The following is a 12,443-nucleotide window of genomic DNA, read 5'->3' as shown; positions in this document are numbered from 1 at the left end:
TCTGAGCACAGGGAGTCCAGAGCAAGGTGAGGCTCAGCCGTCTATCCGCCGTCTTCTCGATCGCGCTGCTGCTCATGCTGGGCATCAACGGCGCTTTCACCCTGCTCGTCTCCAAATCCCACACCCTGCTGAGCGAGGCCCAGGAGCATCGCCAGCGCGCCCTGACACTGGTCGAGGCGTTGCGCCAGGAATCCGAGCTGCTCGGCCGGCTCGTAAGCCTCTATGCCAACACGGCGGATCCGCGCTTCCTGCTCTACTACTACGACATCCTCGGCATTCGCGAAGGCGAGAAGCCCGCGCTCCCAGTCAACAACGCCATGATCTATTGGGAGAAGGTCATCGCGGGCGAGGTCGAGCATGCCCTGCCCGCGGAGGGCGTGCGCCGATCCTTACAGGATCGGATGCGCTCCCTCGGTTTCAACGACCTCGAGCTCGCCGCACTCGGACAGGTCTTCGCGGCGAACGAGGCGCTCAAGGATGTCGAGCAGATCGCCTTTGCCGCCACCCAGGGCCTCTACGACCCGGTCGCGCGGGAGTTCGTCTCCGATGGCGAGCCCGACCGCGCCTTCGCCAGAGCACTGATCGATAGCCGCGACTACTACACCCGCCGGCTGCGGCTGTCCGAGGCCATCGAGTCCCTGGTGGCCCTCGTCGACCAGCGCACGGGCGCCGAGCTGACGCGCGCCCGCGCCCGACTCCAGGACTGGATCTGGGCCTCGGGCATCGGCTTGCTGCTCATGTTCCTGCTGGTCGGCATCGGCATCAGCGTCATCATGAGTCACGTACTGCGCCCGATGCGCAGCCTGCGCAACACCGCGGGCCAGCTTGCCGAGGGTCGCTACGACGCCCGAGTCGGCAGGCTCGGCGGGGTGGAGGAACTCAAGGTGCTGGGAGGCATCCTCGACGACATGGCGCGCGCCATTGCCGCGGACATTCGCCAGCGCGAGGCGGTGCGGCAAGAGTTGGAGGCCGCACGGACCAAGGCCGAGACCGCCACCCAGGCCAAGAGCCGCTTCCTGGCGAACATGAGTCACGAAATCCGCACGCCGATGAACGCCGTCATCGGCATGCTGCACCTGGCGCTTGGAACCCAGCTGACCGCGCAGCAGCGCGACTATCTCACCAAGACACAGTCGGCGGCCCAGTCACTTCTCGGCATCCTGAACGACGTCCTGGACTTCTCCAAGGTCGAGGCCGGCCGGATGGAGCTCGACGCAGCGCCCTTTCAACTCGAACAGGTGGTCAGCGAGGCCCTGCTGCTGGTCCAGCAGCGCGCCCAGGAGAAGGACATCGAGCTGCTGTTCGACGCCCGCGACCTCTGGATGGTCCGCGAGGGCGGCGAGCTGATCGGCGACTCGCTGCGCCTGCGCCAGGTGCTCGTCAACCTCCTCTCGAATGCCGTCAAGTTCACCGACAAGGGGCACGTGCGCCTGGTGTTGGAGATGCAGCGCCAGGATCAGGACGAGGCCCTGGTGCACTTCGCGGTCGAAGACACCGGCATCGGGATGACCGAGGAGCAGCTCGCCCGGCTCTTCGAGGAGTTCACCCAGGCGGACGGCTCGACCACCCGCAAGTACGGCGGCACCGGACTCGGGCTCGTCATTTCCAAACGACTGGTCGATATGATGGGCGGACACCTCGAGGTTCGCAGCACCCCGGATAGGGGCTCGACCTTCGACTTCAGACTCCGCTTTGCGCGCGTCGCCGAGCCACTGAAGCCAGCGCCGGCGCTCTCAGAGTTCACCGAGCTGCGGACCTTGCTGGTCGACGACTATCCAGCGACCCGCGCCGTCCTCGCCGATCTCTTGGGGCAACTCAACATCGCGCGTGTCGATCAGTGCGCAAACGGCGTCTGTGCCGTCGAGCGTATCGCCTCGGCCTGGTCGGCCGGCGCCCCCTACGACCTACTCCTGCTCGACTGGCTGATGCCGGACATGGACGGCAGCGGTGTCCTGCAACGGCTGCGCGAGCGCGGCGTCCCCGCCCCGCGCAACAGCATCATCGTCTCCGCCTACGACCTCGGTGCGATCCGCGAACATGCGCAGGCGCTCGGCGCCACCGATTTCCTCGCCAAGCCCATCATGCCGGGGCTCCTCTACGAGCGGGTCAGGCGCCTCTCCGACCCCGATGCGCCAAGCCCGCGGACGCACGCCACGGACACGCATGACGACATCGCGGGCATGCGCGTGCTCCTGGTGGAAGACAACGCCCTCAATCAGCAACTTGCCGTTGAGCTGATGCGCAACCGCGGCGTCGAGGTGGATGTCGCCAACAACGGCGCCGAGGCACTGAGCAGGCTCGCCATGCTCCCAGCGGATCACTACGCCCTGGTCTTGATGGATCTGCAGATGCCTGTCCTGGATGGCTACCAGGCGACCGCCCGGCTGCGTGCCGACCCGCGCCATGCCGAGCTGGCCATCATCGCCATGACGGCGCACGCCATGTCGGAGGAGCGCCAGCGTGGGCTGGATCTTGGCATGCAGGGCTATCTGGCCAAGCCCTTCGATCCCGCGGATCTCTACGCCCTCCTCGCGCGCTATCACAGCGGCGCCGACCGGCCAGCGACGGGCGCCGCAACGCAGACTCTTCCCGGCACGGCGGCAGCAGCCGATGACCTGCCTCGCATTCCTGGCCTGGACACCAAGCGCGGCCTCATGCGCACGGGCGGCAACCGCGTGCTCTACCTGGATCTGCTGCTCAAGTTCCGCACTCAATACCGAGCAACGCAGACCACGCTGCAAGGCCATCTGGACAACCGCGACTGGGAGCAGGCGATGCGCTATGCCCACACCTTGAAGGGCTTGGCCGGCACCTTGGGCATGGACGCGGTCGCCACCGCCGCGCTCGCCATGGAGCAATGCGCCAAGTCGGAGGACGCCGGCGCCGCGAACAAGCTGAGTGACCTCATCGAGGTCCTGCAGCCGATCCTGGATCAGCTGCGCGCGCTGAACGAACCCGCGCCGGCCGAGCCGACGACCACGCCGACCTCGCCCGAAGAGGCCGCGCAGCACCTCCAGCGCATCCGGGCGCTGCTGGCCGAGGGCGATATCGAGGCCGCGGATCTCTGGCGCGAGCATGCCGATGCCTTCGCCCAGCGGCTACCCTTCGCCACCCTGCAGCGGATCAAGCATGCCATGGACAGTTTCGACTTCGACAACGCCCTCATGCTGCTGGAATCACTGAACGACACCCAGGAGGCAGGCTGACGTCATGCTCAACCCAGGCACCGAGCGCCCCACAGTGCTGGTGGTGGACGACACGCCCGCCAATCTCAGCCTACTCGCCCAGATCCTCAAGGCCGACTATCGCGTCAAGATGGCCAACAATGGCCAGCGCGCGCTGGACCTGGCCAACCAGTCGCCACCGGACCTGGTCCTCTGCGATGTCATGATGCCCGGCATGAACGGCTTTGAGGTGTGCCGTCGACTCAAGGCCAACCCTGCCACCGCGCGCATCCCAGTGATCTTCGTCACGGCTGCCATGGACATCGAGGACGAGCGGATCGGCTTCGAGGTCGGCGCCGTGGACTACATTCACAAGCCGCTCACCCCCTCCATCGTGCTAGCCAGGACCAAGACCCATCTGGAGATCAAGCGCTGGCAGGACTTCATGGAGGACCAGAGCGCCTGGCTGCAGAAGGAGGTCGACCGCCGAGTCGAGCAGGTTCTGAAGCTCCAAACCGCGGCCATCCACGTCATGGTCTCGCTCGCCGAGTTCCGCGACGAAGACACCGGCAACCACATCCACCGAACTCAGGAATACGTGCGTCTGCTGGGCGACTGGCTGCTGCAACGCGGTCTGCATCAGCCGGAGCTGACCGCCACGACCTTGGACCAGATCGCGCAGGCGGCCCCGCTGCATGACATCGGCAAGGTTGCGATCCCCGACCAGGTTCTGCTCAAACCCGGCCGTCTCGACCCCGATGAGTTTGCCATCATGAAGACCCACGCCATCCGCGGCTTCGAGATCCTGGAGCAGGCGCGCAAGTCCATGGGTGAAGACAACCCACTCTTGCGCTTCGCCTCCCAGATCACGCGCCATCATCACGAACGCTGGGATGGCAGCGGCTATCCAGACGGTCTGAGCGGCAATGCGATCCCGCTCTCGGCACGACTGATGGCGGTCGCCGACGTCTACGACGCCGTGCGCTCGCCACGACCCTACAAGCCGCCGTTCAGCCACGCCGAAACGCTGGCACTCGTCGCGAAGGGCCGGGGAAGTCACTTCGACCCGGACATCGTCGATGCCTTCATGGCCCTGGAAGGGGAATTCGCGCGGATCGCAGCCAGGTTGGCAGATGATTGACATGAAGCGCCCACGGAGATCTCGACCCAGCATCTGTCCCACCGCCCAGACCGCGATGGTCTGGCTCGGCTTAGCCGGTTGGCTCGCACTCAGCCCGATCGCCGTCCTCGCCGAGACCACCCTCTCTGGTTTCGGCACCCTGGGCGGCGCCGTCTCGGATCAGGACTTCATCTACCAGCGATACATCGACGACGGCGGGACGCTGAATCCCGACTCGCTGATTGGCGTCCAGATGGATGCCGATCTCAGCGACGCCTGGCGTGTCACGCTCCAAGGCGAGTTCGCCCCGGCAACCAACGACGAAAACGCCTGGAAGCCGACCCTGACCTGGGCCTTTCTGTCCTGGCGGCCCAGCAACGATCTGCTGCTGCGCGCCGGCAAGCTCCGGCTGCCGCTGCTGCTCTACTCGGCGAACAGCGATGTCGGGGTCACCTTCGACTTCGCCCGGCTCCCGACCGAGGTCTACTCGCTCCTGCCGACGACGGATGTCACGGGGCTGTCCTTCACCAAGACCTGGTTGGACGGCGATCGCGAGTGGACACTCGATGGCTATCTCGGCCGAGCCGACACCGAATGGCGCTACTACCTGCGCGAAGGCCTTGAGCCCGACTTGACAAGCGGAAGCCTGTTCCTGGGATTCACGATGGACATGGTCGGACTGGTGGCATCGCTGCGCGACGGCGAGAACATCTATCGCATCGGCCTGCACCGCGCGGATGCGAGAGCGGACGCCGGCCCCATACCCAAGACCCTGCCATTCGTCACCATCCTGCCCGGAATCGGCTATTACCAGATCGCGGACACGATGCCAGGCCCCGGCGTCCCCACCGTCGACACGCTGGAACTCTATGTCCTGACCCTGGGGGCCGAGATCGCCCTACCACAAGACTTCCGTCTGGTCGGCGAATACGGCCGGCGCCGGCTCAGCAACGCCACCATCGGGCCAGATACCAGCGCCGCCTATCTGGCACTGCTCAAGGACATCGGACGCTGGACACCCTACGTCTACTGGGCCTACATCCGTTCGAGCGAGGACGCGCTGGACCTCACGGATGCGCTGAACGACAACCAGATCCCCAACTCGATCAGCGGGGCCGAGGCCATCAATCGCTCACAGCGCGCCGGGTCCGACCTGCTGAGTCCCTACGATCAGCAATCCATCGCGGTCGGCGCCTCCTACAGCCTGTCGCCGACGAGCAAGATCAAAGCGGAGTGGATGCACACCCGCACGGGACGACTGTCCAGCTTCGTCAATTCGCCAGCGGACGAGGACAGCGGCGGACGGCAGATCAACGTCTTCTCACTCTCCTACAGCCTCACCTTCTGACGTTGAGGCCCTGAAACCATGAAGCCCAATGCCCCGGAAGGCGACCGCTCAGGCAGACCGGCGGACAGCCGAGCCCAGTGCAATCCACACACGAGCGATAGAACCAAGAACCGTTATGATTCGCGTCATATCCTCATGGCAATCACAGGGAACCGATCCCAGACGAGCAGCGCCCGCATCCGCCCAGCCATCCTCCGGCCCCGGTGGGGTCACTCCGTCCCGGACACCAAGACGCGGACTCCTAGACCAATGTACCGAAAGCCGATGAAAGCGAGCGCAACCCAAGGAGCCAAGCCGACGCACCTTCACCGCCGGGCGCGCTCCGTCGGGGCACTGCTCGCCCTATCCCTCGGCGCGAAACCGGCCGGCGGCGAGATCAACTATGACCTCTCGGGTTTCGGCACCCTGGGCGGCGCCATCTCCGATCAGGACTTCATCTACCAGCGCTACATCGATGACGAGGGGACCATCAATCCGGATACGCTGCTCGGGATCCAGCTCGACACCAAACTCAATGACGCCTGGGGCATCACGCTCCAGGTCAAGGGCGCGCCCTCGAATCACAGCGACACGACCTGGGAGCCGACGCTCACCTGGGCCTTCCTGTCCTGGCGCCCGACCAATGACTGGCTGCTGCGCGCCGGCCGTCTGCGCCTCCCGCTGCTGCTCTACTCCGCCAACAACGACGTCGGCGCCACCTTCGACTTCGCCCGCCTCCCCACCGAGGTCTATTCGGTGACCCCAACCCCGGACGTCACCGGCCTCTCCTTCTCCAAGACCTGGCTGACCGATGCTCGGGAATGGACGCTCGAAGGCTATCTAGGCATGGCGCACACGGACTGGAGATTCTACCTTCGTGACGGATTCGAGCCCCTGCTTCAGGCCGGAAGCCTCTACCAAGGGCTCGACATGGCCCTCGGCGGCTTGGTGCTGTCACTGCGGCTCGACAAGAGCTACTGGCGCCTCGGAATCCACCATGCGGCGGCCCAGCTGGACTACGGTGAGGTCTATACCGGGTACCCGTACGTCGAGATCGCACCGGGAATCGGCTACTACCAGACCTTCGAGGAGCTCCCCGGTCCGGGCGTCCAGACGACCGGCACCGTCGGAATCAACCTCCTGACACTCGGCACCGAGATCGAGCTGCCCTTTCAGACCCGCTTCGTGGGGGAGTATGTGCGGCGCCAGTTCGAGAATGCCGACATCGGCCCCGACGTCAACGCCGGCTATCTCGCGCTGCTGCGCCCGGTGGGGAGGCTGACGCCCTACGTCTATTGGGCCGGCATTCGCACCACGGATGACGCGCTGAATCTCTTCGAGGCGACCAACGGCACACGCGTGCCCGCCTACATCCCGAGCGCCGACTTCATCAACGCCGCTCAGATCGCCGGAGCCGACTTCCTGGCGGCTCAGGACCAACAAAGCTTCGCGGTTGGAGCATCCTACAGCCCTACACCAACCTCCAAGATCAAGGCGGAGTGGATGCATGTGCGCACCGGCGCGGTCTCGAGCTTCGTCGATGCCCCCGCAGGCGAGGAGAGCGGCGGACGCCAGCTCAACGTCTTCTCGCTCTCCTACAGCTTCATGTTTTGAGCAAAGGACATGCGCATCCTCATCACACTCCTGCTGATCTGGTCTTCCGCCGCGATGGCGGAGCTTGCGGTCATCGGCCACCCCGGGCTGAAACCCATCGACCTGGCCACGCTGCAGCGCATCTACACGGGAAAGGTCGTGGAGGTGGACGGGATCCGCGTCACGCCGCTGAATCTGCCGCCGGGCCATCGGGTCCGAGAGGCGTTCCTGCGCGCCTATCTGGATCAGGACGACGCCAAGTACATCGGCTATTGGACGGTGCGGCGCTACGTCGGCAAGGGCACCCCGCCCCGCGAACTGGGCAGTGAGGCCGCCATCATCCAGTACGTCTCGAAGAACCCCGGCGCCATCGGCTATATCGACGCCAATGGCCTGACAGGCGAATTCAAGGTCCTCTACCGGTCGTCTCCCTGACCGCTCTGGCGTCCACGCCGATCAGCCGCTTCGGATCCGATCAAACCCCTGCTGTGCTATTCTTCGCGCCCGCCAAAGGGAGGCGCGAGCAGGTCGCGACCTCCCGCCCCGCGGCGCGGCGCACCCTGACGCGGCGACCGCGGCCATCGTGAATCCTGGAGGACGTTGTGATCGCCATGCCTCACCGAATGCTTGTCCTTTCCGCCATCCTGATCGGCGGAGGGGCCTCTTTGCTCGGACTCGTCGCGGCCGACGAGCCCGCCGCTCCCGCCGCCGACATCACGCCGCCCGGCGCCACCGAGATGATTCCGCCGCCAGCCAGCGAGAGTCCGCGCTGGGCGCTGGTCGAGCGCCGCAACCTGGGCGGCAACACCACGGTCGGCGGCACCGTGGTCCCACTGGAGGAGATCACCTTCACCGCCCAGATGCCGGGCAATGTGGAGATGATCGCCGGCAACGAGGGGGACTTCTTCAAGCGCGGCGCCACCCTCGCCGTCCTCGACGAGGCGGCGCTGCGCGCGCAGCGTCAGGCCGCCCTGGCCGCCATCGCCAACGCCCAAGCCACGGTGCGCAATGCCGAGGTCCAGTATCAGCGCGAACGCGAGGATCCCAGCCCCAAGCAGGGCGGCAACATGATGAGCCAGATGATGCCCGTGCCCTTCTTCGGCGGCGACCGCGAGACGGGCGTGACGCGCGAGGCCACGCTGCACCAGTACAGAACGCAGATCGAGCAGGCACAGGGCACGCTGGTCACGGCTCAGGCGCAGCTGCGCGAGGTCGACGCCAAGCTCGAAGACATCAAGAGCATCGCCCCCTTCGACGGCTACATCACGCACAAGCATGTGAATGCGGGCGACACCGTCCAGCCCGGCCAGCCCCTGCTCAGCTTCGCCGACATGAACCACCTGCAGGTTCAGAGCGACGTCCCGACGCGCCTCTCGGCCGCCTTGAGCCCGGGCTTCGTGACCAAGGTCAAGCTGGACGATCCCAGCCAGACCGTCGTGATGGCGCGGGTGGCCCAGGTCTTCCCCATGGCCGATCCGACCCGCCACACGGTCCGCGTCAAGCTCGATCTGCAGGAAGGCGCCCCGGCCAAGGCGGGCATGTACGCGGAGGTGCTGATCCCGCAGCCGGAGTCGGACATGGGCTCGGCCCCGGTCATCCCGGTCGCGGCCCTGGTCTACCGCGGCGGTCTGCCGATGGTCTATGTGCTGGACGACCGGGACAAGCCACGCCTGCATCTGCTGCGCCTCGGCGAACAGTACGGCGATACCGTCAGCGTCCTGACCGGACTCCAGGGCGGCGAGCGCGTGCTGCTCAACCCCTCGGACGCCAACTGAGCGAACGCCCTCCCGCGCCGCCCCAACCCGATCCAAGCCCCAGCCGAGCCAGCGTTCGGCCGGGCCAAGCATTGATTGCGCGCGCGCAGCCATCCTAGAGACACCCTCATGTCAAAGCACACAAGCAACGCGTCCGCCGATGAGCGGCAGGGGCTCGGCCTCGCCGGCCTGACCGCCCGGACCTTCATCCACTCGCCCCTGTCGCCGCTGCTCTTCTTCGCCATGCTGGCGATGGGCATCCTCGGCCTGATCTCGACCCCGCGCCAGGAGGATCCGCAGATCTCGGTGCCCATGGTCGACGTCTTCGTCCAATACCCCGGCGCCTCCACGGAGCAGGTCGGCAGCCTCGCCGTCGAGCCCCTGGAGCGCCTGCTCTCCGAGATCCCGGGCGTCAAGCACGTCTACTCCGCCAGCGAGCGCGAGCAGGGCATCATCACCGTCCGCTTCAAGGTCGGCGAGCAGATGGGGCCGTCGCTGGTCAAGGTCCACGACAAGCTCCAGGCCAATCAGCAGGTGCTGCCGCCGGGCGCCCTGCCGCCGGTCGTGCGACCCAAGGGCATCGACGACGTGCCGGTCGTGACCCTGACTCTATGGTCGGACGTGCTGGACGACGCCGCCATGCGCGCCCTGAGCGCCAAGCTGCTGCAGAGCCTGTCGCAGATCCCGAACGCGGGCCAGGGCTTCCTGGTCGGCGGCCGCCACGAGCAGATCCGCGTCGAGGTCGAACCCCAGCGCCTCGCCGGCTTCGGCGTCACCTTCGACCACATCGCCAACACCATCAAGACGGCCAATGCCGAGCGGCGCACCGGCGATTCCGAATCGAACGAGCGCCACCTCACCGTCTACACCGGCTCCTTCCTGCAGAGCGCCGCCGACGTCGAGCGGCTCATGCTCGGCACTTACAACGGCGCACCCATCTACGTCCGCGACGTCGCGCGCGTCAGCCTGGAGCCGGAAGAGTACAGCCAGCAGGTCAGCTACTTCACCGGCCCGAGCTATCCGGGAGAGACCAAGGCGGACGGCATGCCGGCCGTCACCATTGCCCTGGCCAAGAAAGAGGGCAGCAACGGCGTCACCGTCGCCAACGCCATCCTGGACAAGGTCGAGCAGCTCAAGGGGCAGCTGATCCCGGACAACGTGCAGATCGAAGTCACCCGCAACTACGGCCAGACCGCCAACGACAAGGTCAACGAGCTGATCTTCAAGCTCTTCGTCGCCACTGGCGCGGTGAGCCTGCTGGTCCTGCTCGCGCTCGGCATCAAGCCGGCCATCGTGGTGACCCTGGTCATCCCAGTGGTGCTGCTCATGACCGTCTTCTCGGCCTGGATCCTCGGCTACACCATCGACCGCGTGAGCCTCTTCGCCCTCATCTTCTCCATCGGCATCCTGGTGGACGACGCCATCGTGGTGGTCGAGAACATCTACCGCCGCTGGCTGATCAAGGGCGAGACGGATACCGCAACCGCCGTGGCGGCGGTGGCCGAGGTCGGCAACCCGACCATCATCGCCACCCTGACCGTGGTCGCGGCGCTGCTGCCCATGGGCTTCGTCTCCGGACTCATGGGGCCTTACATGGAGCCCATCCCGGCGCTGGGCTCGGCGGCCATGATCTTCTCGCTGTTCGCCGCCTTCGCCTTCACGCCCTGGCTGGCGATGCGCATCAAGCCCGGGCTCGCCGCCCTCAAGAAGGCGGAGGACCGTGAGCACAAGACCGCCACGGCACTGGACGGCTTCTTCCGTGGTTTGCTAGTCCCGATGATCGAACGCAAGCCGCTGGGCTACGCCTTTCTATTCGCCCTCATCGGCGCCTTCTTCCTGTCCTGCAGCCTTTTCTACGCCAAGGCCGTCGCCTTCAAGATGCTGCCCTTCGACAACAAGCCGGAGCTGAGCGTGGTGCTGGACATGCCGGAGGGCACGGCACTCGGGAAGACGGCCAACACCGCCCGATTGCTCGCCGACCGGGTGCGCGAGATTCCCGAGGTGCTGGCCATCCAGACCTACGCAGGCGTCGCCAAACCCTTCGACTTCAACGGCATGGTCCGCCACTACTATCTGCGCCAGCGGCCCTGGCAGGGCGAGGTCCAGATCCAGGTCACCGACAAGCACGAGCGCAAGCGCAGCAGTCACGAGATCGCGCTGCAGGTCCGCGATCTGCTCACGCCCCTGGCCCGCGAGGCCGGCGCCCGCATCACCGTGGTCGAGATGCCGCCGGGGCCGCCCGTGCTGCAGTCCGTGGTCGCCGAGATCTATGGACCGGATGCCAAGACCCGCCGCCAGGTCGCGACCGACATGACCCGGATGTTCGAGGAGGTCGACAGCCTGGCCGACGTCGACAACTACATGCAGGAGCCCTACGAGATCCTGCGCTTCGAGGTCGACGCCGAGAAGGCGGTGCGCATGGGCATCTCGGTGGACACCGTCATCCGCAACCTCGACATGGCACTCGGCGGCTTCAAGGCCGGCGACGTCAAGCGCGGCAGCCTGCTGGAGCCGACCTTCATCACCATCGAGGTGCCGCTGGCGGTGCGCGCCAACCTGACCCGCCTCGCGGACCTGCCCATCCCGGCGGCTGAAGGCCGTTCCATCCCCCTCTCCGAGCTCGGCAGCTTCGTCAAGACGCCGCAGGATCCCATCGTCTATCACAAGGATCTGCGGCCGCTCGAATACGTGGTCGGCGACGCCGTCGGCAAGCTCGGCGCCCCGCTCTACCCCATGCTCGAGATGGATAAGAAGCTGGCGGACTACCGCACCCCGGACGGCGTAACCCTGTCCGGCACCATGTTCAGCGGCGCGCCGCCGGACAACGGCAAGTCCGGCTTCGAGTGGGGCGGCGAGTGGACCGTGACCTACGAAACCTTCCGCGACATGGGTCTCGCCTTCGGCGTCGCCCTGGTGCTCATTTACATGCTGGTGGTCGCGGAGTTCGGCAATTTCGTGACGCCCGGCGTCATCATGGCGCCCATCCCGCTGACGCTGCTCGGCATCGTGCCCGGCCACTGGCTGCTCGGCGCCGACTTCACCGCCACCTCCATGATCGGCTTCATCGCCCTGGCCGGCATCATCGTGCGCAACTCCATCCTGCTGGTGGACTTTTCCATCGAGGAGGTCGAGCAGGGCCACAGCGTCACCGAGGCCGTTATCAACGCCTGTAAGGCGCGCACGCGCCCCATCCTCATCACGGCGCTCGCCCTGGTGGCCGGCTCCAGCGTCATCCTGACCGACCCCATCTTCCAGGGCATGGCCATCTCGCTGCTCTTCGGCGTGCTGGTCTCCACCCTGCTGACCCTGGTCGTCATCCCCTTGGGCTGCGTCAGCGCCGGTAAACACCTCCACCGGCGCCACTCCGCGGTGGCCTGAGGCCCATCGGCGCCGGCCGCCCGTTCCAGGCGGCCGGCCTGCGCCGTATCGCCGGCATGGGCATCTTCGCTCGCACAACCGACCGGAGCACCTGGGCGCACCCCGCG

At 66.4% G+C, this 12,443-nt stretch carries 7 protein-coding genes; all 7 read left to right on the top strand.

The genetic code is table 11. The features are described 5' to 3' along the window. Positions 1–26: 26 nt before the first annotated feature. The 7 genes from CKO23_RS01155 (at position 27) to CKO23_RS01125 (ending at position 12,336) form a co-directional block, all read left to right on the top strand. The gene (locus tag CKO23_RS01155; RefSeq protein ID WP_200327907.1) at positions 27–3,206 is read left to right on the top strand and encodes a response regulator; all 3,180 of its coding nucleotides are present in this window, start codon (positions 27–29) and stop codon (positions 3,204–3,206) included. A 4-nt stretch (positions 3,207–3,210) separates the two neighbouring features. After that, positions 3,211–4,305 (top strand): response regulator, encoded by a 1,095-nt coding sequence (locus CKO23_RS01150; protein ID WP_200327906.1) that lies wholly within the window; start codon positions 3,211–3,213, stop codon positions 4,303–4,305. Between the two features lies 1 nt (position 4,306). Then, positions 4,307–5,632 (top strand): hypothetical protein, encoded by a 1,326-nt coding sequence (locus tag CKO23_RS01145; protein WP_207168382.1) that lies wholly within the window; start codon positions 4,307–4,309, stop codon positions 5,630–5,632. A 264-nt stretch (positions 5,633–5,896) separates the two neighbouring features. Further along, on the top strand, positions 5,897–7,225 hold the full coding sequence (locus tag CKO23_RS01140) for a hypothetical protein (RefSeq protein WP_200327904.1): 1,329 nt from the start codon (positions 5,897–5,899) through the stop codon (positions 7,223–7,225). Between the two features lie 9 nt (positions 7,226–7,234). Further along, on the top strand, positions 7,235–7,639 hold the full coding sequence (locus tag CKO23_RS01135) for a hypothetical protein (protein WP_200327903.1): 405 nt from the start codon (positions 7,235–7,237) through the stop codon (positions 7,637–7,639). Between the two features lie 176 nt (positions 7,640–7,815). Further along, positions 7,816–8,979 (top strand): efflux RND transporter periplasmic adaptor subunit, encoded by a 1,164-nt coding sequence (locus tag CKO23_RS01130; protein ID WP_200327902.1) that lies wholly within the window; start codon positions 7,816–7,818, stop codon positions 8,977–8,979. 108 nt (positions 8,980–9,087) lie between these two features. After that, positions 9,088–12,336 (top strand): efflux RND transporter permease subunit, encoded by a 3,249-nt coding sequence (locus tag CKO23_RS01125; protein WP_200327901.1) that lies wholly within the window; start codon positions 9,088–9,090, stop codon positions 12,334–12,336. The last annotated feature ends 107 nt before the right edge of the window (positions 12,337–12,443 follow it).

Source organism: Thiocystis violacea (assembly GCF_016583565.1).
GTDB classification, from domain to species: Bacteria; Pseudomonadota; Gammaproteobacteria; order Chromatiales; family Chromatiaceae; genus Thiorhodococcus; species Thiorhodococcus violaceus_A.
Note: the sequence above shows the minus strand (reverse complement) of the source record. Positions and strands in the feature narration are given on the sequence as shown.

Coding starts and splice junctions, on each gene's coding strand:
- CKO23_RS01135 (WP_200327903.1), top strand. CDS start 7,235: ATGCGCATCCTCATCACACTCCTGCTGATCTGGTCTTCCGCCGCGATG.
- CKO23_RS01130 (WP_200327902.1), top strand. CDS start 7,816: ATGCCTCACCGAATGCTTGTCCTTTCCGCCATCCTGATCGGCGGAGGG.
- CKO23_RS01125 (WP_200327901.1), top strand. CDS start 9,088: ATGTCAAAGCACACAAGCAACGCGTCCGCCGATGAGCGGCAGGGGCTC.
- CKO23_RS01145 (WP_207168382.1), top strand. CDS start 4,307: ATGAAGCGCCCACGGAGATCTCGACCCAGCATCTGTCCCACCGCCCAG.
- CKO23_RS01150 (WP_200327906.1), top strand. CDS start 3,211: ATGCTCAACCCAGGCACCGAGCGCCCCACAGTGCTGGTGGTGGACGAC.
- CKO23_RS01140 (WP_200327904.1), top strand. CDS start 5,897: ATGAAAGCGAGCGCAACCCAAGGAGCCAAGCCGACGCACCTTCACCGC.